Here is a 24,190-nt window from a genome sequence, read left to right as displayed (position 1 = left end):
TTTATTCTTAGAATCTCTATTTCTCATTGAATAAGAAAATGAGCCTATTTTTACTTTACGACGATGGATGTTTTACTATAGCCCTCTTTTAATTTTTCAACTTGTAAAATTGCCGGCATTGCTGCTTTTAACTCAGAAACATGGGAAATGACCCCAATCATTCTTCCTGATTTTTGGAGATCGATTAATGTATCAATGGCCTTCATAAGCGATTCTTCGTCAAGGGAACCGAATCCTTCATCGATAAACATCGTATCGATTTTTACATTGCCTTGGAAACTTTGAATAACATCCGCCATTCCTAAAGCAAGACATAAAGAAGCATTGAATTTCTCTCCTCCTGAAAGAGATTTTACATCCCTTGATTGCCCAGTATACGTATCATACACATCTAAGCTTAAACCACTTTGGCGTCCATGGGATTCTTGACGGTCTGAACATTGTAAGTAATATTGACCATTGGACAAATTTTTCAATCGAATGTTGGCTGCTTCCGTAATTTGTTCCAAATATCCCATTTGAATGTAGCGTTCAAAGGATATTTTTTTACTATTTTGACCGCGGAGCAAATTATATAAGTTAATAATTTGATTCGACTTTTCTTCTAAGTGGAAGATTTGGTCCGCTACATGATCAAGTTTTTCTGAAAAATCAATCCCATGGCGCTCACAATCCTTTGAAGCATTTAACCTTTGTAATGCTTTTTCATATTCATCCTTTAACCTTTGGACTTCCGTTTCTGCCACCGTTAAATCTACCTTTTGTTTCCCTTCTAACTCGATACTTTCTTCTTTTACTTGTGTGGATAATGTGTGTAGTTTTTTTGAAAACTCCATAAACAATTGATGTAAATTTTGAATTTCTTCATCCGTTCGTAAAGACGATTCAAATTGTTTATAATTATCGAATCCTGCATCAGCCATCGATTGTTTAAATTGCTCTTTGGCATGCTTTAACTTTTCTTCTAAATGCTCAATATTTTTAGTCGTTTGTTTTACTCCTTCTTCAGTTGTCGCAACAAACTTTTCCACTTCTAATAAATGCTTTTGGACCTTTTCCCATTGTGCCAATAAAGCATTTTTTTGAACTTCCGTTTCCTGGATTACCTGCTGTAATTGACTCAACTCTTGTAAATGAGGAGGAATAGACTTTTGTTGTTCCGAAAGGATAATATTTTCTTTTAAAAGCTGTTCATTTTTTTGTCTGAAAGTTTCTTCCGTTTGTTTTCGTATGCGCTCTAATTGTTCATAGTTTTCTTTCATTTGTTTTAATTGTTTTTTATATTGAGCTAGTTTATCCATTCCTAATTTTACTTGTTGCACGTTTTCATTTACCGCACTCAATTGTTGAATGAAAGTGTCTTCATTATCAATCGAAACTTTTAATCGTCCTAGCTCTAGTTCATATTTTTTTACTTGCTCCTGCAATGTATTATAATTCGCTTCAATCGAATATTTCCGTTGTTCTACATTGGCTAACAAAGACTTTCTATTTCTCAATGAATTTTCATCCACTGCTTCCTCGTGATTCAAATTTACTTGTTGATGGTCGGTACTACCACAAACAGGACAAGGTGTTCCAGGTATTAAGTTTGTAGCAAGAAGGGCAGCTTGGTTACTTAACCATTTCTTCTCTTCCAATTCATAATCTGTTCGAGCCGCATAATATTCCTCAACAATCTTTTCATATTGCTCTTTGAATTGATTTGCCTTAACCACTAACTCTTTATAACGGGCGAACGTATTCACGACTTCTCGCAAATACACTTGCTGCTCAAGAAGCTCGTTTAAATTTCCCGTTTTTTCTTCTAATTGTTCAACTAAACCATTTATGCGAGCCATTTGCTCCTTTTCAGTGGCTAATTGTTTGTCCACCTTTTCGAAGATTTTTTTTGCACCTTGTACTTCCGTTTCCAAAGAATGGACGATTTGATTTTGTTTTTCAATTTGTTCATAAAGGGGGACAAGCTTTTGAAGTTCATTTACTTTTTGGGCTAATGCATCCCTTTCTGATTGTTTTAAAGATTCCCGTTCATAAGCATTTTGGGCATCCGTTAAATCTCTTTTTGCCTGTTCCAACCGCTGCATCATTTCTGAAAGAATCTGTTGCTGCTTCACTTTGTCCTGATATAAAGCATGGCATTGTTGATTTAAAGGTTGAATTTTACCCGCGGAAATGGCAGCTTCATATTCTTTTTTCTTTTGTTCATAAAGGGGTTTCTGTTGCTCTAATTGCTGTAATGTCAGCTTCTTCTTTTCGTAGGAATCAATTCGATCATTTAAAGCTTTAGCAGCCAAAAAATGATTGTACTTTTCGTGATGATTCTCAACCGCTTGCTCATAGTTTTTTTGATCATCTTTTATTTTTTGTTGATAATATTGAATTTCCTCAACTAGAGCATCCTGGATTTGATAGATATTTGAATTTTGGTCTAATACAGTAAAGAGAGTGGAATCCCTTCTTGGAAGTGCCCCAGCAATTTGAGCTACGTAACTATTTTTCAAAGTTCGCGCTCTATCTAACTCTTGGTCGGCCAATTTCTTCTTTTCTTCTAACTTTTGCGTCATCTCGCCGTATCGATTTGTTTTAAAAATTTTACGCAAGATTGCTTCTTTATTATCCGATTGGGAGGTTAATAGTTTACGAAATTCCCCTTGAGGCAACATGACAATTTGACTGAATTGGTCGTAGGTTAAGCCGATAATATTTTCTATTTTGTCATTAATATCCGTTACCTTTTGACGTTCCACAGCAGGTATTTCTTGTCCATTTACGATTTCAAAGAACTCATATTTTTCACCAGTAGCGGTTTTCCGCCCCTCTTTCACATGAGGAAGTTGTCGCAGTATACGATAAATTTTTCCATGGATTTCAAAAATGAGTTCTACCGCAGTATGTACATTATCTTCTGCAAAGTCACTACGCAACATTTTCGTGTCTTTCCGGTCCTGGCCACTACCAAAGCCATATAAAGCAAAACAGATTCCATCAAAAATGGTCGTTTTCCCTGCACCTGTCGAACCTGAAATGACAAATAAACGGTTATCTTGTAGCTCAGTGAAGTCAATTACTTCTTCATTTTTATATGGACCAAATGCTCTCAATGTTAATTTAATTGGCTTCATTTCACGACCACCTCTTTTGTTTCCCGTTCTTCTTCGAGCATTTCTTGTAACACTTCCTCAAATAGTTGCTGAGCAATATTAGAAGGTTCTTCTCCTAAAATTTCTTGATGAAATGCTTTAAATAAACTAAGCTCATCCATTTGTTCCCTGCGAATGGCTTCCCCTTGTTCTGATGACTCTAATCTTGGTAAAGTTTTACGTTCTACATGCATGGCATTTGGATAAACCGTTCGAATTTGTTCCATTGCCCCTACCACCGGAGTTAGATCGGTCAATCGAACAAATACATAATCTTCACTAATTGAATGTTTTAATATTTCTTGAATAGATCCTTCAACGATTCGTAAATCCCTTCTTGGACGGAAAGCTCGCTTTTCGACTGATACTTGTCCATCAGCATCCAATTCAACGATTAAATAACCTTTTTCATGATTGGCTTCCGATGCCGAGTATTTTAAAGGTGATCCAGCATAACGAATCGTTTCATTTAATACATAGTGGGCTTTATGTAGGTGACCAAGGGCTGTGTAGTGAAAAGGTTTAAAATGTTCTGCACTGACGCATTCGGAACCACCTATCGCTAAAGGTCGTTCGGAATCGCTTGTATTGTCTGCATGTTCTCCATAAGGTGTTACAAAGGCATGTCCAATAAATACATGCCGTTTTGATTTATCCATTTTCTCCTCAATGGACTCAATGACCTTTTTCATCGCATCATCGTAACTACTAATATTGTTATCTTCAAAAATATGTTTCACTAAAGAAGGTTCAGCAAAAGGAACTAAATGAAAATGGACTTCTCCAAACTCATCCTCCAATACAATCGGTTGTAAATTGGACGATAACTCCCCAACAATATGTAAACCAGCCTCACTCATTAACTTACTTCCAAACTGCAAACGTGTTGGGCTATCATGGTTTCCTGCGATACTTAATACCGGCACTTTCCGTTTCAATACGATTTCAGCTAATAGTTCATCTAATAAATCAACTGCTTCAACTGGAGGCAATGCCCGGTCATATAAATCACCGGCAATAATGATCACATCGGGTTGTTCTTCATCAATTGCTTGTAAAAATTGTTCTAACACATAACGTTGATCGTCCGTCATATAAATTCCTTGTACAAGCTTTCCTAAATGCCAATCTGCGGTATGAAATATTTTCATTATCGTCGAACCTCCATTCATTTTTTCACCAATTTATTTTTACTATTGTAACATTTTTCGATTAAAAAAGGACCCTATTCCGCGAACAAACATTCGTGAAAATTGGTCCTTTTATCAAGGTAATTTTTAATTCATTTACTTAAAATGCCCAGTTCCCTTTTCGGAAAATCGGGAGCTCTGTTCCATCAGCTAATATTCCATCGATATCCATTTCGGAGCTTCCAATCATAAAGTCCACATGGGTAATGGAAACATTAATGCCTAAAGATTCTAATTGCCCTTCTTCCAACTCCCGGCCACCTTCGTAACACGTTGGGTATGCTTCCCCGATAGCTAAGTGGTTTGAAGCATTTTCATCAAACAATGTATTGTAATATAAAATTCCCGAAGAAGAAATAGGTGATTCATGTGGCACTAGAGCTACTTCACCTAAGTAAGCTGAACCTTCATCGGAAGTGATTAATTCTTGTAATAATTCATTCCCTACCTCAGCTTTTGCTTCTACAATTTTTCCTTTTTCAAAAGTTAGCGTAAATTCATCGATAATATTTCCTTGGTATGCTAATGGTTTCGTATTGCTTACCGTACCGTTCACACCATATTTCGCAGGTAATGTATACACTTCTTCCGTCGGCATATTGGCAATAAATGTTGTATTGTCCGGCGTTTTACTACTACCTGATACCCATAAATGTTTATCTGGAAGCTCAATCGTTAAATCTGTTCCAGGGGCTTTATAATGTAATTTAACAAATTTCTTTTCATTTAATTGGGCTGCACGGCTTTCTAGATTATTAACATGTTCGTGCCATTTTTCAACGGCATTCCCTTCGCCGATTCGAACGGTTTTGAAAATTGCTTCCCATAAAGCGGCCATTTGATCTTCTTCAGGTAAATCTGGGAACACTTTTGCTGCCCATTTTTTCGAAGGAACCGCAATAATGGACCAAGCAATCTCATCATTCATCACTGCTTTACGATAACGAACTAATGCATTTCCTGAAGCCTTTTGTTGAGCTGAAAGTCGAGAAGTTGGTACACCTGCTAGTAAATCGGGATCTTCTGCATCAATCCATAAAAGCGCACCTTTACGTTCAATTAATTCATCACGTTGGGCGACAATCCACTTTGGAAATTGACTAAATTCTTCCTCTGCCCCTAATTCATAAAATGCTCGGGTAAAAACAGGATCACTTAAGTTCACTTGAACTCTTCCAGCTCCTGCCTCATAAGCTTTTTTTACAACGATACGAGTAAAATCAAGGGTATCAGTGGAAGTATTAATAAGTAAGTATTGCCCTTTTTGAATGTTCACTCCTACTTTTACTGCTAATTCGGCATATTGTTCCAATTTCTCTTCAAAAGTCATGTCATTTCCCTCTCTTTTGTGAAACTGTTTTTGAATTCCCTTCGACTACCTTTCCTTGGTACCAAACTTTTTGAACTGGTTTTACATTTAATTCACGCGTTAACTTTTTATACGTTTTTTCATCCTTGTAAGAAAGCAATGTCATTACTTCACCATCAGCACCTGCTCGACCAGTACGACCTGAACGATGGGTATATTGTTCCATCGTGCGAGGAACATCTACATGGATTACATGGGTTAACCCTTCAATATCTAATCCACGGGCAGCGATATCTGTCGCAATTAAAATACGTGAATCCCCTTTTCTAAAAGCATCAAGGGCTTTTTTTCGTTCTTCTTTTTTCATATCGGAATGTAATGTTACGACTTTAGCATCCCGATATTTTAATTTTGTTTCTTTCATTAACACTTGGTCAATGTTATTAACGAACGCTAAACCGCGCAAACCTTCGATATTTGAAAGCCTTCTAAGCATATCGGTTTTATCCCGCTCATCTACTTTTATAAAGGAATGAACGACTTTTCCTACTTGCACCATATCCTCAGGTTTAATCTCAATTAAAACAGGTTCAAACATCATACGGCTTGCCACAAGCTTAATTTCGTCGGTAATTGTTGCTGATACAACGACAACTTGTCTTCCGTACGCAGCACCTTCTATAAAGGATTTGACAATCACACGATATTCTCTGCTAAGTAATTGGTCACATTCATCAAGTACGACCATTTGAATTTCTTTTAGTTTTAATTTATTCGCCCGAGCCAGTTCATTTAAACGACCTGGTGTTCCAACTACAATCGTTGGTTTTTTCTTCAGTTTTTCAATTTGTCGTGCAGAGTTTGCTCCACCGATTAATTGCTGAACTGTAATATCCGTTCCAGCTGTCCATTCACGGATTACTTCAACGATTTGCATAGCTAATTCTTGAGATGGAGCGACAATTAAAGCTTGGATTTGTTTTTTGCTTCCATCTACTTTATTTAATATCGGGAGAACATATGCCAGCGTTTTCCCTGATCCCGTTGGTGATTCTGCTACGATATCTTTACCATCAAGCATTGCCGGAATCATTTCATCCTGGACTTTCATTGTTGTTTCAAATTTCCATTTACTTTGTAATGTTTCATTCAATAAATTAATTACAGACATTTACGTTTACCTACCTTAAGTTACTTGCGTTTAGTGTACCATATTATTGCAGAAATACTCGAAAATTCAACATTCTTTATACGTTTTAATAATATCTGGCGAAAAATGACTAAATCTTCCTACATCTAAGAAGAAAAACAGCTAGCCCCATAGTAATTTTGAGACTAGCTGTACTTTAAATCATTAACGAAAACACTCTATTTAACGAGCAGTTTTACATTTCGGACAAACTAATAAATTGGAATTCATTTGAGACCCACAGTTTCTGCAAATGACCAATGTCATACTTTTATTCGTTTCTGCATTCGTTATTTTGTTTAATTGCTTTGATAGTTTTTTAACCTTACTAAAAAGGATGAAAATTAAAATGAAGGCAATTACACTTAAAACGATACTGACGATATTAAGTATTAAATTTAGCTCCATAGCATTACCTCCATCTATTCTTGAGCTTCTTCAGTTGGTCGATTGCGTAATATGAACCAACCACCACTTGCTAATAATAGCAAGCCTCCTCCGCCTAATAAACCATAGAATAACGGCTTATTATTAAACCAGCGAACGAATAAATTTTTCGTAACAAGCAAGTTTTCCACGGCAAGTTCCGTTTCATTTCCTGCTTTATCTACCGCCGAAATTTGAACATCTTGAGTTTTCGTCGAATTATTCATATAGAAGGAATAATTTCCTTCAATGATATCATATTCAACTTCTTCATCATTTACGAGAATATGAATATCACCTAATGCTAAGTTATCCACAACGGAAATATTCGACTGTTTCTTATCAACAGGATATTGCTGATCATCTTCAATATCGAGTGGTGTAATGACCGGCTTTGTTTTATCCATAAAGAAGACAATCTCTGCCTCTTTTGATGAATCCGTCGTGTCATTTATATTACCAGCCATATCTTTTGAGTAGAGCGATACATTATATTTCCCGTCATTTACAAATAACTTTTTATCGATGACGTATTCATATACGCTCCATTTTCCGTTACCGCCCGAATGGGAAACGGCATAATCTGTTCCTTCAGCTAACGTTGTTGGAGAACCATTTTTTGCAAGTTTCACTTGGACTGTTTCCCTTGCTAAGTTATCCACATTAATTTCTTGAACGACGATGTCGATTTCCTTATTAATATAGCCGTTAATTATTTTTTGAACATCTTCGGAGAATAAGTAATTGGAACCGAATCGATTGACAGAATACATAATCGTTTGTTTCGTTTCATTACCAGCCATATCACGAACAGTAGCTGTTAATGTATAAATATCATCGTTTTCTTCAACCTTTTCGAAATTCTCCACGATAATGCTTTGACCGTTTTGTACATCTGCTTTCGTTGCTTTAAATTGTACTTCTCCTCGGTTCGCACCAACAAGTGATACCGAGACACCTTCTGCATTAAAGTTTGTATCGGAATACGTAATAACTGGACTTACCTTATCAGCATAGGCTACTTGATTTTCGACACCTGTAATTTTCAGCTCTGGCGCAGTTTGGTCAATCACAAATTCGTCCATTACATAATCCTTCGCTTCATTACCAGCCATATCCATAAAATCAATGTCAAATGTGTAATGACCATCTTGACTATAATTAATTACCGCTGTGTACACATCTCCACTGCGAGACCAGCCACCAACTACTGGCGCTTGTTTTCCAACGCCATTATCACTAGCTGAACTTGTAATTCGTACTCGACTTGGATCAAAATTATGTTCCTTCACAGATATAGTAGCAGTACGAGCCGAATTATAGTATTTTCCATTAACAGGTTCACTTGAACTGCTATAAGTTACATTCACTTCTGGCACTGTCTTATCAATTGTGAATTCATCTGCTTCATAATCTGCCGCTTTATTATTGGCTAAATCTTTATAGTCAATATCAAATGTATAGTCCCCATCTGCCGTATAGGCAATTCGTGCTACATGCTTAGATTGGTCTGGATTTTCTGCATTATAAGAAGTTGTCCAGCCAGTTAGCTTTGGTATAACACCGTCTGAATTTTGAATGGATGCCAGCACATCATCGGCATTAAAGTTTCGCTCAGTAATCGTAATTGTTGCTGTACGATTTTCATTATAGTAATCATTATTTTGTGGATCCGGTGAATTATTGTCATAAACTACGTCGATAGTTGGTGTTGACTTATCTATACTGAATTGGATTTTTTCAGTAGATGTATGACCTGCTCTATCCTTCATCTTCACATTCAACACAATACCATTACTATTATTTTTCACAACAATATTTTTTGTCATTTCATAGACTAAGTTCTTCTCAGTAGATGTTTTTGACCAACCTTCTTTTGCCCCTGATAATGAACCATCATTTTGAATAACAAGTTTTCCTGATTGGTTATTTTTCGTATCATATTTCGATACGACAGACCACTCAATCTCGGCAATTCCTGAATACGTATCGACGATTGACACAGAAATCGGAACATCTTTATTATACAAATCTTGTCCAGATTTCGTTTTTAACGTTGTATTAGGCTTTTCAATGTTAATATGAGTTTCTTTTTCATGTTGAGCTGTAGATTCAACTACCGTACCGTCAGGAGAAAAAGATTTCCCTGTGTTCGTTACTTTATCTGTTGGAATTGCATAAATTTGACCTTTAAAGTTTTTCGGTACTTTAATAACAATTTGACTGTTTGTTTTAATTGGTGCAATTTGTCCAATTTGTGCTTTCGAAATTTCTTTTAACGAACCATTCGATTGAACTGCATAATATTTTCCATTATCAAAATCGTGTAAGTACGCTTTGATGGATTGTAAGCCACTCGTTTTTTCGTTTTTCACTTGTGGATCATATGCATTTACAATGACTTGTGTCTCTTCTTTAAAGTAAAATCCGTATTCATTAATTTCTACTACATTTTTTAATTCTTTCGTAGAATCAACAGCTACGAAGTTACCATTAGAAGTTTTCGTTAAAAAGCGATATTCATCAACGACTGGATTTGTAATATCTTTATAAATCGTCGTTTCTTTCTTATAGGTATTTCCTGCATTGTCTTCCACATACACGGAAACGCGATAAGAACCATCTTCATTGATTGGAATTTCACTTGTTTTCAATTCATAAACTTGCTCTTCCGTTAGTTTACTATCATTCGAAGAAAAGTCTTTTAATAATTGATGTTTATTTACTTTGATGTCTACTTTATTTAATCCTGATTCCGCGTCTTTTGCGGAAACTTTAAATACAACATCCCCATTATAAATTGATTGATCGTTTGCAATGACACCTTTATTAGGAATAATTTCGATATTAGCCACTGGAGCAACGTCTTCAATTTGTACATACCCAGTAATCGATGCCATATTGGAATTATCCGTATTAATTAAAGCTCTTGTTTCATGGTTTGTATAATCCGTCAAAATGACTTCTATTGTCCCTTCATAAGAAGAGTCCTCAATAATAAATGTATTATTTTCTTTCGACACATCCGAATCTACAAGTTCAATTGTTTTTCCTTCGTCTGAACCGACTAATTTGACTTCTTTAATACCCGATCCATTTTCGTTATCTTTTGAATGAACTTTAATTTTAATTTTTTCATTAAAGAAAGTACCGAAAGTTAAGAAATTAATCGCTTTACCAATAGCACCATCGTTTACTGTAGATAATGTAATCGCAGGTTCTCCATCTAATTGAGGTGCCTCTTTATCAATATAAACCGTTTTTTCGAGCTCTGATTGATTGCCTGCATTATCCTCAACTATAACGGATAACTCATAGGAACCATCGTCACTAACATTCAAATCTTTCGTATTAATGGTATAAACTTGTTCAGTCGTTTTCTCTGAATAGTTATAAGACTGGATTTCTTTACCATTTATTAAAAGATCAACTTTATGAATACCAGCTTCTACATCATTCGTTTCTACTTTAAATGTGACATCTTGGCTGTAATACTCTTTTCCATGCAAGTTGATATTCGTTGTTTTTTCTGGCATATCAATCGTCGCTTTGATTTCAGGCGCTTTTTTATCAAATACGATACTACCTTCTTCATCAGCTAGATTTGAGTTCGTATTATTTATTAAAGCTGTGTATTCATTACCTAAATAGTCTTTTAATGTAATATTGAATGCCCCTTCAAATTGATCAGCATCAATTGTAAAGGTAACTTTTTCATTATCTTCCGTAGCATCCGTTTTAACTATTTCAACGTCACCGCTTGCACTTGTTATTTCTACCGTTTCGATACCTGAACCTTTTTCGGTATCAGCCGATTGAACGACGATTTTCACTTTTTCATTAAAGAAAGCACCAAAGGTAATAATATTTAGAAACTCTGCGAAGGATCCTTCATTTACTTTTGTAAATATAATTTTGTCGGATAGTTGCGGAGATATTTTGTCGATATAGACCGTTTTCGTTGATGATGTCTTATTGCCCGCATTATCAACAACTTCTACTTCTACCTTAAATTCTCCATCGTCAAGCGTATAGTCGGAAGTATTAATAATGGTATTGAAAGTTTTCGTAATTTGTGAATGGAAGTTCGCATTATCTAACGGAACGATTTCTCCATTTACTTTCACTTCAACACTTCTTAAACCTGCCCCTACATCTTCAATTGAGATTGGCAATTCAATATTGTCCTTATAATAATGATTTTCATCTCTTACGTAATTCGCTTCAGGTGCCTTCATTTCAACAACTGGAGCATCTTTATCTAAGACAATTTTTCCATCTTCATTTAATAGGTTGGAATTGGCATCTGTCACTTGAATTTCTTCCGTTGTGTTATTGTTATTATCTATTAAAAGTACTGAAAGACTTCCATCAACAATTTCATCTACAGAATCAACTTCAAATGTATAGACTGTTCCATCTTCAGACACCGATTTTGTTTCGATTTCTGCATCTTCATCTGAAGATTTTAACTGTACTTCTTTTACCCCTGATTGTGAGTCTTCTGTATTTACAGTTACTTCAAATTTTTCTGAGAAAAATGCACCAAATGTTAAAAAACGAATAAATCCTTCAATCGCATTTGTTTCGTCTTGAACGATGTTAATAGCGGCTTTTTCTCCAATAAGGGACGGTGCCGTAGTATCGACATTCACACTGATGATTTTGTTTGTCGTATTGCCTGCCTTATCAGTTACTTGTAATTCATATTGGGCTGAAGTTTTCATCATCTCTTCTGGAATATTAAATGAAAACTCATTTGTATCAGCGTTATATGATGCATCTGTAAAAGTAGTTTCTGTTTCACTTACTAAACGATATTGAACAGAAGCAATATCAGAAGCATAGCTTATACCTTGATAATCTTGCGGTTCATTATTAATCAAACCAGATACTTTTGTAACCGAACTATGCCAAATGTCTCCTTCTTCGGATTCATAACGGTTTTCACCAGAAATATCAATTTGCTCAAACTTTGGAGCCTCTGAATCAAAAACAATCGTTAACGGTTCGTTTAGTTCAAAGGAATTTTTCTTAAATATCGATGATCTAACGGAAATTTTTTCGATTTGAATATTTTTATCTGTAAACTTATGTTCGAATTGATATTTTCCGTCATCTCCCAATTTAAATTTTTTATTATCCTCGTGTGTAAAGGTAACAACTGCTCCTTTTCCTAACAAGTAGTAAGAATGACCATCTTGGTTACGTAAGTTTTCTTCTGATAACCCAGTAACCATAATTTTATTTTCTGTTAGTTGATCAATAATTGTATTTTGTACCGAACTTTCAAGTACTTGTAATTCGATTTCTGTCGTAACATTCAATAATTCGATTTTTAACTCGTTTTCAATATCAGTTTCTGAAACCGTAAAGAATTCACTTGTTAACTCATCTTCTGTTAATATTTCATTATTATCTACATCTAAAGGTTGTAAAGTCTCCAAGCCTTTTATTATTTTAAAACCTGAGAAGTTTATATCATCATTATTAAACTTCATTAAAAAGCTAATATTTTGACCATGGGTAACGATTTCTTCTGTTGCTTCAACCGAAATATTATTGCTTCCCGTTACAACAAACGGATACGTTTTATCTACTAAAGTCGTTTTCACATTTACATTTTGTTGAACTTTTTCAAACGTATAAGTTAACTTTGTTACTTGCTCTTCATATGTTTCAACAGTGACATCATTTGAATTGATTAGTTCTGTTTCATCTACTACGAAACTACTAATCACCTTAGATGTTTCAGTAGGTTGAACTTCTACTTTAATATCTGTATTTGGATTTACTTTAATTAGTTGATTTTCAATCGTATAATCCGATTCATCCGTATCAACTACATGAACAGTAACGTCAGAATTAAATTCGATAAAGTAATTTTGGACTGCAAAGGTTACTTCAATCGTTACATCGCTATTGTAGGAATCTAGCACCTTTTCAAAAGTAGTTACTTCATGCTTTTTCTTCTCAATTTGCAATGGTGTTAACCCTTGTAAAGATGTCTCATCCAATAAAGGAATAGAAGTACCATTAATTTTAATATCAGCAATATAAGCTCCTGTATTGGCATCCACCTTTAATGTCACTTGGTCATTACTTTTAAATTCAATCGGTTCCTTCGTATTTTGGTTATTTAATGTCACCTGACCAGAAGCTCCATCCACTTCTTTGGCTAATACTGAAAATTGGTAGGTTACTACCTCTTCACCTGTACCCGGTTCCGTTGGAGTTGTTTCTCCTTCACCTGGTGTTGGCTCTGTTGGGGTAGTGTCCCCTTCTTCTGGTGTCGGCTCTGTTGGGGTACCTTCTCCCTCTTCAGGCGTTGGTTCAGTTGGGGTCACTTCTTCTGGTGTCGGATTAGTTACAGTTGCGTTTTCACCTGCTGTCGGTTCTGTTGGAGCAGTTTCCCCTTGCTCTGAAGTTGGCTCGGTTGAAGTAACTTCCCCTTCTACGTTGGACTCATTTGTAGTATCCTGCTCTTCAACAGCTTCTGCCGAAATAATTTGTGATACCAAATAAAATGGCATATTATAAGTTACTAAAGTAACAGCAACTAAGAGGTAAAATACTTTTGTTAATAAGTTAGTTCGTTTCCTTTCGTCCACTTTCTTTTACACCTCCGATAGTTTCATTTGTATGTACTGCAATGACTTCTTTTTCTAATACAAACTCTTCATGAATATCTTCTGTCACACTATTTAATTTTGTCATTCCTTCATCTAAAACCGTCGTACCTTCATCCCTTAATACGGTTGTCCCATATTGTGCTCCAAGTACAGTCGTTTCTTCGATAGGAGTAGGAATAACATCACTTGCTAACAATGTTGTCTCTTCTACTAGAAGTTCTGTTGCATCTTCAACGAAGACTTCTTGGGCTGTTGATGTTTTAGCTGTCGGTGTATTGAATTGCTGCTTTTTGTCCCCTCTAGTAACTGGACTATTTGTAGAAACCGGATCGTATTGGGTAACCCTTGAATAATTTCGATGGGCATTTTCAGTACTTTCCCGAATCTCACGAATTTTTCTTTCAGCCGTTTTACCTGTTAAATCATTATAAATAGCGAGAATACCCATTTTATAAAACATAATAATTGCCACTATTAATAAGAGCCCTCCAAGGGAGTATCCTACAATGGACAAAGTAAACCATATTTGTGCATCCATGTAATCGTCTCCTCTCTATTGCTCAATAAAGGCAGTATCAATCGCTTTAACTACTTCGTCAAAACGGCTAGTAATACTTTCCTTTAAGTTAATCGTTTTATCCGTCGATACATCCAATTCATCTACTAATGAACGCACAGTATAAAATACTTCTAATAAATCATCTTTTTCAATGCCGTCACTTGCAAATTTACGCACTTCATTTTCTAAAGCATTCGTAATAAGCTTATAAACTTCCAACTTCACTATTTCACTTTCATTTTTATTTTCGATTGTGAAATCGAGAAGGGCTTCGATATTTTCCCAATATTCTTTATACATTCCTTGATCTGACGCTTCTTCAACCTTCAAATTAACTTCTTCATGGAAAGTAGCAATAGATTCATAGATTTTAGCTTGGGCATAGTGCTCATTTTCCGGATCTTCTACTACGTCAGAAAACCATGTTTTTGCAGCTTTAATTCTAGTTAGCTGATTATCGTCTGTATTCTCTGACCCATAATCATAGTAATACCAATATGTTTTACCAATTTCATAAGCTAAATCGCTATAATGATCTGTTTCTACTAATTCAGCTAAGTTACGATTAATTTTTTTCTTCAGTATTTGTTCTTCCTCAATTTGAAAGCTTGCATCATCTTTAAAGGTTGTTAGTAATGCATAATAGGCTTCATGTTTTTCTGGTTTAATATCGATAGCTTTTTCATAATAATTGATTTTTTGTTCCTGCGTCGTAGCAGTATCCCCTAAATCTAAGTTTACTTCGTAATCATTGTTTACTTTTTGGGCGTTCATAACTTGGGCAAATGCACCAAAAACTATTGAAAATACAGCAGCAGCTGAAACGATTCCAAAGCGCTTTAATTTCTTTTTTTGGTTTTGACGATACGTATCATCAACTTCGTCATATCGCTCTAGATCATATAAAAGCTCTGCACAAGATTGATAACGATCGTTAGGATTTGCTTCCGTACACTTTAAAATAATTTTCTCTAGTCCGCTTGAAAGTATTGGATTTAATTCTCGAATGGGAACTCCTCCATAGGGCTCCTCAGCTGGACTTCTTCCTGTTACTAAATGGTACAAAGTCATTCCTAGACAGTATATATCCGTCCGTGCATCTGTCTGTCCATGGGAACCAAATTGTTCGGGCGCAGCATAACCTCTAGTACCTAAATTAACCGTGTCCCCTACTTTATTTTCTTTATATTCCCGTGCTATCCCAAAGTCGATTAACTTTAACTGTCCGTCCGGCTTTAACATGATGTTACCTGGCTTCATATCACGGTAAATAATTGGTGGGTTACACGTATGTAAATAATCTAGTACGTTACATAGTTGTTTAGCCCATTCAATAACTTGTTCTTGAGGCTGTGCATTACCATTTTCCAATAATTTACTTAAAGGTTCCCCTTCAATGTAATCCATTACTACATAGATTACGTCTTTTTCTTGAATAATGTCTACAATACGAGGAAGAGCTGGATGATCTAGACGTTTCATCATATCTGCTTCATCGAGTGCGGCCTTTAAATTCACTTCACTAAAACCGTTCTTATTGATTCGACTAATTTCCTTTATAGCCCATTGTTTGTTCAAGCGGGAGTCCATCGCTAAATAAACTTTGGACATACCACCTTGTCCAATCATTCTTAAAATCTCATATTTGTTATCAATAATTCGATTCATTGAAGCCAATCTATTTTCCACCTTTAATCTACTTTTATTAAAATAATTGAGATATTATCAGTTTCATTGCGAACTTTATTTAATTCAACTAATTCAATCGCTTTATTTTTCATTTGTTGCTCCGTCATTAGCTTTTCTGGGGCAAAGGCTTGATAGATTTCCTCTTTAGAAATCATATGTCTAAAGCCGTCCGAACAAAGCATGAACACTGTATGTAATGTTGGTATTCCTGATATAAACTGTGGTTCTACAACTCGAGACGCCCCTAAACATTGTAAAAGTACATTTCTTCTCGGATCTTTTTCAGCTTGTTCTGGGGTTAAGTTTTTTCTTTGAACTTCTCTATTCACTAATGTTTGATCTTCTGTTAACAATTCTAATTTGGAATCAATTTTATATACTCGTGTATCTCCAACGTGGCCAATTAAGAAAAAGTGTTCATCAATAATTAATAACCCCGAAAAAGTAGTACCAAGGTTAATATTTAACCTTTTTCCATATTCTCCGATTCGTTGGTTTTGCTCTTTTAAAAGTAAGTTCCATCTAGCTTGAATTTCATTCCAATTATGATTTTGTAAAAGTGGAGGTAGATCGTTGTCAAACCATTTGGAAAAGGCGGAAATAACCGTTGCACTTGCTAATTCGCCCTTTTCCAATCCACCCATCCCATCACAAACAACCGCTAATACGACTTTCCCAACAGAAGTTTGCGCTACTTTTAGTAAGAGACTATCTTGATTTGTTTGCTTCCTTATGCCTACATCAGTATGTAAAGCGGTCAATACTTGCATCTATTCTTCCACCTTTATTTATATGGAAAATAAAAATTCTTCATTTCCAAATTTAAGATTTGTTCCTGCGAAAATTTCCATTTCACTTTCAGGCAAGATGGCCAATCCTTCAACAAAGGTTTTATTTGTAGAATGACAATCAACAATATAAAACCGATTGTTTCTACGAATGATTTTCGCATGGTATCGACTTATTGCCTTATTATCAGAAATGACAAAATCACATTGGGAAGGATCTTTTCCAATTTTAAACTCATCCCGATCAATAATGACTTTTTCTTGCGTACTTTTTCGTTGTAGGTAGGCAACTATATCTCGTTCTAGCTCTTCAGAACCTAAAACGGTTGTGCCTTCGAGTTCATCTGAGTTGCCTAATACGGTAGTTTCACTAAAGGTTTCGGTTGAGCTTTCTTCATTTAAATACACGAATGTGTGAGCAACTGGTGGTACAACTTTCACTGGATGACCACAACTGATGCAAAATTTTGCACTAGGAACGAGACTAGTACCACATTCCATACAAAAGATTGTTTTTGGAGGCATTTCTTGGAGGCTCGTTACACTTTTGTTCGTCGAAAAAGCTTCCCGTTGCTTATTCAAATCCTTGTTTCGCTGAATAGGGTTATAAGCTATACTCACCGGCTCTTTCGGCAAAGGTTTTTGAACTACTTTGTCTTCATTTACTAACTCCATTGATTTCCCCGAAATTTCAAAGAACATCCGCTCAAATCTTTGTAAAGAAAATGGTTGATTGTTTTTAAAAAACTCAAAATAGCGAGTCGTATAGTCATGATTTTCCGTACTAGCTAATAAGCATTGATGTAAAAACTCTTGAAAAAATCCTTTTACTGATAAAGGGTTATGATTATTTACTAATGGTAATAAAATTGCTTGCATTTCCATTGTTGTAGGGTTAATAAATACATAATCGAAATCCAACAATATGTTTTCAGGATTCGAGTGGATTTCTTCACTGCCCTTAACGATTTCGATTAACTCCTCAACAATTTTAAAAAATTGATGCTTCCAAATAATACGTTTTAAATAAATCTTTAATGGCAACATTTGATTTACTTCAAAAATCAATTGACTATATTTTTTCGTTATTTCATAACGACCCGCTATAAACTTTTGATGATGATTAATCATTTCTAATTGACGTTGATTAATATCTTCACTTTCAACGAGTTTAGCAGTTACTAAATAACCATTTGGAGTTTGTTTTAAATTTGTTATTGCCATTATAATTCTCCTTCAAATGAAAGGTTTAAATCTTATTTGCTAGGTCGATTGCTTTTTCTTGCGCTTTTTTATATTCACTTGCCGTGTATCTTAGTAAGTCTGCATAGGATTGGAGCGACTTTTGATAAGAAACAGTTGTTGAATCGGAATCATCTAATTCATTCCACTGTTTATAAAACTGATTGTAGTCCTTCCCTTGCCAAACTGTACCTAAAGTGATGACTTCTTGTGTTGCTTTTTCCATCTCACTTTTTTGTAATTTAATATAGCTTTCGATCTCTTTTGCAGCCGTTTCGAAGTGATTGTAATTGACTGAGATTTTACCCATTTTACACCTCCACTACTTAAATAAATTCGCTAAAGATTCGTTTGTATCTTCTGTTTGTTTATATCCATCTGAAATTTGTTGATTTAATATCGTTGAAAAGTTTTGAACGACTTTAAATCGATTCGAATGGAAGTCATTTTTAATCGAATAAAATTTCGTAATAACCGCATCGGCTGCAGCACTTTCCCAATTGGAGTTTAACGACTTTATTTTTTGCTCCGCATCGGATATGCCGCTATGGATTGCTTTATTACAAGATGAAATGTTGCTAGCAATTTTCTTTACTTTATCAACATCTACAATAATTTGCTCTGACATGGAGACCCTCCTAAATCATCGTTTTACCATTCAATAACATTTCCAACTTTCGTTGACGTTCCCGTTCTTTTCGTTTTTCTTCTCTTCGAACTTCTTTTATATGATCTAGATGTTTAATAGAAGCTTCGCATTCTTCTATAAAATCTTGTAATTTACTTGAACATTGTTCGGCACCAATTCCTTTGAAATTACTACCGATACCGCTGGCAATACTTTCAAGTTCATTAATGATGCTCCGTAATTCCGATTGCATTTGGCCTAAACTTCTACCCATGTATTGTTCACTCCTTATACACGACTTAAAATATTTTTTTCCGCTTTTTCAAAAGCATCGGCAGTGCCGTCTAAGTAGTTAATACACTGTTGAACTTTCCTTTGTGAGGGGAAATTATTCGCTTTAATAGCGCTTATTACCGCAGGAAGGGACTCACTAAAGATTAAGCTTGTCATATCACTATCTAATTCGGCTAATCGAGTTTTTACCTTCGATAAACGATTTGCATAGTTTCTTAGTGAATTCGTATCTAATTGTATATAAGGTGTTGCAACTGCTTTTGTTATACCAAATAAATCTTGGAAAAATCCTCCTGCTTTATTGATAATATCGATGGCGCTATCAATGACACTTGCAATTTGCTTTCCAGTCCACTGAACCGCTTCACCTATTTGATTAGCAATCCCTTTGATCATATTAATTGTAAACTCTGCGATTGTTTCAACTAAAACTACACCTATAAAAGCAATGGCTGCTCTTATCGCAATTTGAACGACACCAGCAATGATTGTTCCAACAGCTGCTAAAACTGCTGCAGGTCCAGCTACCAGTAAAGCTCCTCCTACAATGACAATAGCTCCTGCGATAAGCCCTTTGCCAAAATTCGTAAGCCCTTGATCGTTAAAAATTTTCTCTTTGGTCCAAATAGCCGCTACTAGCATTCCACCCAACGTATCTATTAATAGATTTTTAGATACAGTAGGCAATTTATCTACAAAACTAGTAACACTAGCCATTATGCTTTCTTTCTGTTCCTGTTTACCTATAACAAATTGATCTCCATTAAAATCTAAAGTGTCCGTTGAGTGCTCAGCAATTAACGACCCACTATCTTTCCCTTCTGTTTTTAATGTTTGTCTTTCCACTATAGGTATTAATATTGCCCCTACAATACTCCATTGATAATGTTCAACTTTACCGTTTTCCGCCAAATATTGAATGCGTTCTTGATGTTTTGCAATATAATCTGAAGAATAACCAGGTCCATCTAAGTTATAACCTGCAATGTTAAAATTATTTATCTTCTCATATTGTTCAGCCATAATGGCTGCGTGTACAGCAAGATTGCCACCTAACGAATGACCTGCAAACTCTAACTCTCCGTACTTATCTAAATTTACCTTTTCGTTTAAGTTAGATAAAAATACTTCTACTTGCTGCTGTTGCTTTGTTTGAATATCTGTTACTAATTTAAGGTCCGCTTCATACCAGTCATTTTTCGCATTCCCTAACTCTCCTGGATTTTCACTACCTCGGAAACCAGCTGCATATTCTTCCCCTGTATCGATTAAAACTCCATAGAAGCCACTTTGTTCAGGTTCATTATGATTTTGCACATAGCTAACCTTCCAATCTTCGGCACCTATTTCTGTTAATCTATTTTTCACTCTAGTTAATTCTTCTATTTTTTCATCAGATAAAGTTTCACCTTTAAAATTTTTACCCTCACTAATCATTAAATTTATTTGATCCATGACGTTGTTAGATTCTTCAGCAGTTTCTTTTTTAAAATAAACAAGGTCTTGATAAGCGATATCTGTAACGATTTTTTTCTCGTAATCAGTTAAAGCCATTAATTAGTCCCTCCACCCAGGCTATTATTAATTTCTTCATCGGATTCTACGAAGCCATTTTCCGTTAATTCAACAAAAACTGTACTATCATAGTCATAACTTTCTAAATCAGAAGGAACAATATTTACTACTTTCGCTAAAGTTTCATTCACCTTTTTATATTCATCATCATTGAATAGCCAATACGTTGCAGAAATAGAAGGGCCATTAAACTGATTGTAGGATTGCTGTACAATCGTTTTTAACTTCTCCGCTGTAATGCTTTCATCATTTTTCATGACGATTTCTACATGAACATACTCGGATTTCGATTTTTCTAGATAGTCTTCAATCGTCATATCTTTCGTAATTTCAACAGATTGTTTTGGATGAATTCTTATCCACGAGGAAGCATCTAAGCCTTGACCTTCAATCGCTTTATTAAAAACCGATGCAAATTTATTCATTAAAAGCATATCTGGGTAATTTTCAACAATATTTTCAGAAGTATCCATTTCGGCAGTAAATAGAATGTTGGAATCTAATGCTTTTACATACGTCGTTACCGTATCATTGCTTTTCGTACCCCAGCGTTCCCCTATATATTGCACTTCAAAGGATTCATTGTATTTTTTTGATAATTTTTCCTCAATAACTTTAGCTGTTTTTTCATTTACATCACTGCACCCTAGTAAACTTAAGATGGAAATGCCCATTACAAATACGCCCACTTTCTTTAATAATTTCCTCATATCATATGCCTACTTTCATTAGAAATATTTAAACCTTCATTCCAATTATAAGGAAAAAGGTTAGAGCAAAATTGTGTGAATAATTTGCCACGATTATTTGTTTTTAAAAATAGATGTATTTCCTTGATTATTCGCAACGACACTAAAAATAATGTCTCTCTTTTTTGATTGAATATATTCTGTTAATGTATCATTATTTTTAGTACCGTAACGATTATCAAAGAACTGTAATACTTCGAAGCATGTTTCATTAAATAGAAAGTCAAGCGAAAATAACCACCTACCTTTTTAAATATCAATTTTAGTAGCGCCGTTATACTTGACTTAATATATTCTTTTCAGCTTTTTCAAAAGCCTCTGCCGTACCATCTAAGTAGTTGATACACTTTTGAATTTTTCTTTGGGACGGAAAATTATTTGTGCGAATCGCACTAATAACAGCAGGAAGTGACTCAGTAAAAATTAAACTTGTCATATCACTGTCTAACTCTGCCAAACGGGACTTCACTTTTTCTAAACGATCAGCGTAATTTCTTAATGAATTAGTATTTAAGTTGATATATGGGGTTGCTTTTGCCTCGTTATTTGTCCCTATGAATGAAGTAAATATTTTTTTAAGAGTATTACTTATTAATAAATTTACACTATTAATTACCTGCTTCAAGAAATTAACAGTTGCTTTTTTTAATGCTTTTCCAGTATTAATGAAATTTTGAATTGTTGAGGTTATTCTCTCTTTTAAGACTTCGGCACTTTTAGTTAATATATTTATGTAATTTTCTGTAATTTCTTTGGCAGTTTCATACGCTTTTATAATCCAAGTAACTGCATCTACTACACTCAATATACTTAAAACGACGCCTTTAAAATTTTCTTCTGCAAAATCAATACCTAAATTAACAGCTTTATTAATTGGATTTATCTCAATAATAAATTTAAAAATAGATGCTGTAAAAGAACCATATTTATCTTCAATTACATTATATATTTTTTCTTCTTTAAAATATTTATAACTAAATGTTAGTAAATCAGCATCTGCAATTAATTCAGATACACTATCCAGTAATTTACCAGTTAATAAATCCCTATTAAGTTCTATCTTCCCATCAAGTATGGGTTGAACAATATCTAATAACCCATATTCGATTATCCTTTGAAGATTATGAGAATCAATGGTATATAGTTGATTAGATATTGCATCAAAAAATTTCCCTAATTCCCCTTGTTCTACTTCTTTATTAAACTTTCCATCCTCATTTAAGATTAGTGATGGATTATGGTTTTGAGTAAAGTCTCTCCCTTCTTCAATTTCAATATAGATAGTTTTCCCTGCAATATTATTTAAAAGTGGATTTACATAATCTTCTTCAGCGCTAACTAAAGTCAAATATGGACGTATTTCATCTATTCTTTCTCGATTATTTTCTATTATCTCTTGTGAAACTCCAACTCCATCTAAAGAGAAAGCTGTAGAAACTCTATTGCTAAAAAGAGCAGTATAAAAAGCGTTATTACCACCTTTAGAATGACCAGAAGTATGAATACTGTTTCCATATCTTTCATCTAGTACATTATCAACATAATACAATGACATTTCTTGTACTAAAGTTTCTGGTAAATACAAAAGTTGTAAATTATCTTTCCATTCAAAACTTGATGAAGTACCTCTAAAAACAACATTTACATCTTCAGGATTTTCCACATTATCAACAAATGTTGCTACTCGCATCGGATAAAAATCTAATGAAGTATTAGCATTCTCAAGTTCAGGATATTTTTGACTAGGGTCTCGATACTCTACCATTGTATAATTCATTAATTGTTTATCATTTTTTATTATATTTTTTATTTTTATCCAATCATCCCTTGACATCATATTTGGACTTTCAAAATTTTTGAGATTAAGTTTTCTCTCCATATCCATCAAAATTCGTTCCATTGTCCAAGTGCCAGTTCCGGACTTAGGGAAATCCCAATAAATTAAATTATCTAATACTGCAATTTGTTCATAGGAAAGTTTTGTCATAACTATCAATCCTCAAAATTGGGAGTTTTTTCTACAGGTGTAGTTATAATTTTTTTTGACGAATCAATTGCAAATGTTTGTGATGCAACGACCGTTTCTAAATTCAATAATGTATTTAACGTTTTTGTTGGAACTATTTCACTTATATCGGTAGTAGTCGATAAAAATTGTACAGTTCCTATTATGTCGTGACTATCAAGTTCTAATGCTACTTCTTTAAATAAATCACTACTTTTTTCATAATCAATATTCTCTATAAAAATATAACTATCTATAGCAACCTCCCCTAAATTTATATAATCTTGAAAGTTCTTAATCTCCCCTTTGTAATCAATTGTTCGATCAAGAAATTCCACTTTTACACTTGCATTTGGTAATTTTGATTGAATTAAGGAGTAAATATATTCAGAAGCCTCATTTGACATATCTAACTGAAAGTAATCGTCTTTAAACGTTAAGCTATCTCCTTCTTCATAAATATAGACATGGAAATTCTCATCATATTTTGAAGAGTTTATTACAAAAGTGTGAAAGGGTTCTATTACCCCTCGTAAAGTTAAATTTTCCACTTTAAAAGTATCATCATATTTCTCCAAGTAATTTAATGTTTGTTCATTTAGATACTCTGCTTTTCCCTTTTGCCCACTGTTTGTAGTATTACTATCACCTGTATTTGAATTCATACACCCACTCACTCCCATTACAAAACAAATAGTTAATAAAACTTTTAATACATTTTTCATATTTAAGCTCCCGTTTTTGAAATTAAGTGCTTTTAATACTTCGCTTA

The 24,190-nt window shown here is 34.4% G+C and carries 17 protein-coding genes; all 17 read right to left on the bottom strand.

All coding sequences use genetic code 11. The features are described 5' to 3' along the window. Window positions 1-50: 50 nt before the first annotated feature. The 17 genes from ACH0B5_RS06535 to ACH0B5_RS06455 all read right to left on the bottom strand — a co-directional run bounded on the left by ACH0B5_RS06535 (window position 51) and on the right by ACH0B5_RS06455 (window position 24,143). Window positions 51-3,125, bottom strand: a complete 3,075-nt coding sequence (locus ACH0B5_RS06535) for an AAA family ATPase (protein ID WP_406927604.1) — start codon at window positions 3,123-3,125, stop codon at window positions 51-53. After that, window positions 3,122-4,294, bottom strand: a complete 1,173-nt coding sequence (locus ACH0B5_RS06530; protein ID WP_341362663.1) for an exonuclease SbcCD subunit D — start codon at window positions 4,292-4,294, stop codon at window positions 3,122-3,124. Before ACH0B5_RS06530 ends, ACH0B5_RS06535 begins: the two co-directional genes overlap by 4 nt. Before the next feature lie 139 nt (window positions 4,295-4,433). Continuing rightward, window positions 4,434-5,663 (bottom strand): aminopeptidase, encoded by a 1,230-nt coding sequence (locus ACH0B5_RS06525; RefSeq protein WP_341362664.1) that lies wholly within the window; start codon window positions 5,661-5,663, stop codon window positions 4,434-4,436. 1 nt (window position 5,664) lies between these two features. Next, window positions 5,665-6,813, bottom strand: coding sequence for a DEAD/DEAH box helicase (locus ACH0B5_RS06520; protein WP_406927603.1), 1,149 nt, complete (start codon window positions 6,811-6,813; stop codon window positions 5,665-5,667). Between the two features lie 201 nt (window positions 6,814-7,014). Continuing rightward, the gene (locus ACH0B5_RS06515; protein WP_122971546.1) at window positions 7,015-7,239 is read right to left on the bottom strand and encodes a hypothetical protein; all 225 of its coding nucleotides are present in this window, start codon (window positions 7,237-7,239) and stop codon (window positions 7,015-7,017) included. A 14-nt stretch (window positions 7,240-7,253) separates the two neighbouring features. Further along, entirely contained in the window at window positions 7,254-13,868 is a 6,615-nt protein-coding gene (locus ACH0B5_RS06510; protein WP_406927602.1) for an Ig-like domain repeat protein, read from the bottom strand. Next, a complete protein-coding gene (locus tag ACH0B5_RS06505; protein WP_122971544.1) occupies window positions 13,846-14,427 on the bottom strand; it encodes a hypothetical protein in 582 nt (193 codons plus the stop codon). Before ACH0B5_RS06505 ends, ACH0B5_RS06510 begins: the two co-directional genes overlap by 23 nt. 15 nt (window positions 14,428-14,442) lie before the next feature. Continuing rightward, complete coding sequence (locus ACH0B5_RS06500; RefSeq protein ID WP_406927611.1) at window positions 14,443-16,116, bottom strand: serine/threonine protein kinase; 1,674 nt, start codon at window positions 16,114-16,116, stop codon at window positions 14,443-14,445. A gap of 23 nt (window positions 16,117-16,139) precedes the next feature. Next, window positions 16,140-16,907, bottom strand: coding sequence for a PP2C family protein-serine/threonine phosphatase (locus ACH0B5_RS06495; protein WP_122971542.1), 768 nt, complete (start codon window positions 16,905-16,907; stop codon window positions 16,140-16,142). A gap of 18 nt (window positions 16,908-16,925) precedes the next feature. Continuing rightward, entirely contained in the window at window positions 16,926-18,149 is a 1,224-nt protein-coding gene (locus tag ACH0B5_RS06490) for an FHA domain-containing protein (RefSeq protein WP_406927601.1), read from the bottom strand. Window positions 18,150-18,174: 25 nt separating this feature from the next. Continuing rightward, entirely contained in the window at window positions 18,175-18,477 is a 303-nt protein-coding gene (locus ACH0B5_RS06485; protein ID WP_191707386.1) for a WXG100 family type VII secretion target, read from the bottom strand. A 12-nt stretch (window positions 18,478-18,489) separates the two neighbouring features. Further along, on the bottom strand, window positions 18,490-18,795 hold the full coding sequence (locus tag ACH0B5_RS06480) for a WXG100 family type VII secretion target (protein WP_122971539.1): 306 nt from the start codon (window positions 18,793-18,795) through the stop codon (window positions 18,490-18,492). Between the two features lie 10 nt (window positions 18,796-18,805). Next, entirely contained in the window at window positions 18,806-19,069 is a 264-nt protein-coding gene (locus ACH0B5_RS06475; protein WP_122971538.1) for a hypothetical protein, read from the bottom strand. Between the two features lie 14 nt (window positions 19,070-19,083). After that, complete coding sequence (locus ACH0B5_RS06470) at window positions 19,084-20,643, bottom strand: Mbeg1-like protein (RefSeq protein ID WP_406927600.1); 1,560 nt, start codon at window positions 20,641-20,643, stop codon at window positions 19,084-19,086. After that, window positions 20,643-21,374: a hypothetical protein gene (locus ACH0B5_RS06465; protein ID WP_122971536.1), complete on the bottom strand. Its 732-nt coding sequence runs from the start codon at window positions 21,372-21,374 to the stop codon at window positions 20,643-20,645. The genes ACH0B5_RS06470 and ACH0B5_RS06465 overlap by 1 nt, the downstream gene beginning before the upstream one ends. A 313-nt stretch (window positions 21,375-21,687) precedes the next feature. Beyond that, on the bottom strand, window positions 21,688-23,400 hold the full coding sequence (locus ACH0B5_RS06460) for an Mbeg1-like protein (protein WP_406927599.1): 1,713 nt from the start codon (window positions 23,398-23,400) through the stop codon (window positions 21,688-21,690). Window positions 23,401-23,405: 5 nt separating this feature from the next. Then, window positions 23,406-24,143 carry a hypothetical protein gene (locus ACH0B5_RS06455; protein WP_122971534.1) on the bottom strand — a complete coding sequence of 246 codons (738 nt, stop codon included), beginning with the start codon at window positions 24,141-24,143 and terminating at the stop codon, window positions 23,406-23,408. Window positions 24,144-24,190 lie beyond the last annotated feature (47 nt).

Origin of the sequence: Ureibacillus sp. 179-F W5.1 NHS (genome assembly GCF_045369345.1) — a bacterium.
GTDB classification, from domain to species: Bacteria; Bacillota; Bacilli; order Bacillales_A; family Planococcaceae; genus Ureibacillus; species Ureibacillus halotolerans.
Note: the sequence above shows the minus strand (reverse complement) of the source record. Positions and strands in the feature narration are given on the sequence as shown.

Coding starts and splice junctions, on each gene's coding strand:
- ACH0B5_RS06480 (WP_122971539.1), bottom strand. CDS start 18,795: ATGTCAGAGCAAATTATTGTAGATGTTGATAAAGTAAAGAAAATTGCT.
- ACH0B5_RS06495 (WP_122971542.1), bottom strand. CDS start 16,907: ATGCAAGTATTGACCGCTTTACATACTGATGTAGGCATAAGGAAGCAA.
- ACH0B5_RS06535 (WP_406927604.1), bottom strand. CDS start 3,125: ATGAAGCCAATTAAATTAACATTGAGAGCATTTGGTCCATATAAAAAT.
- ACH0B5_RS06525 (WP_341362664.1), bottom strand. CDS start 5,663: ATGACTTTTGAAGAGAAATTGGAACAATATGCCGAATTAGCAGTAAAA.
- ACH0B5_RS06515 (WP_122971546.1), bottom strand. CDS start 7,239: ATGGAGCTAAATTTAATACTTAATATCGTCAGTATCGTTTTAAGTGTA.
- ACH0B5_RS06465 (WP_122971536.1), bottom strand. CDS start 21,374: ATGAGGAAATTATTAAAGAAAGTGGGCGTATTTGTAATGGGCATTTCC.
- ACH0B5_RS06455 (WP_122971534.1), bottom strand. CDS start 24,143: ATGAAAAATGTATTAAAAGTTTTATTAACTATTTGTTTTGTAATGGGA.
- ACH0B5_RS06490 (WP_406927601.1), bottom strand. CDS start 18,149: ATGGCAATAACAAATTTAAAACAAACTCCAAATGGTTATTTAGTAACT.
- ACH0B5_RS06530 (WP_341362663.1), bottom strand. CDS start 4,294: ATGAAAATATTTCATACCGCAGATTGGCATTTAGGAAAGCTTGTACAA.
- ACH0B5_RS06505 (WP_122971544.1), bottom strand. CDS start 14,427: ATGGATGCACAAATATGGTTTACTTTGTCCATTGTAGGATACTCCCTT.
- ACH0B5_RS06475 (WP_122971538.1), bottom strand. CDS start 19,069: ATGGGTAGAAGTTTAGGCCAAATGCAATCGGAATTACGGAGCATCATT.
- ACH0B5_RS06470 (WP_406927600.1), bottom strand. CDS start 20,643: ATGGCTTTAACTGATTACGAGAAAAAAATCGTTACAGATATCGCTTAT.
- ACH0B5_RS06500 (WP_406927611.1), bottom strand. CDS start 16,116: ATGAATCGAATTATTGATAACAAATATGAGATTTTAAGAATGATTGGA.
- ACH0B5_RS06520 (WP_406927603.1), bottom strand. CDS start 6,813: ATGTCTGTAATTAATTTATTGAATGAAACATTACAAAGTAAATGGAAA.
- ACH0B5_RS06460 (WP_406927599.1), bottom strand. CDS start 23,400: ATGACAAAACTTTCCTATGAACAAATTGCAGTATTAGATAATTTAATT.
- ACH0B5_RS06485 (WP_191707386.1), bottom strand. CDS start 18,477: ATGGGTAAAATCTCAGTCAATTACAATCACTTCGAAACGGCTGCAAAA.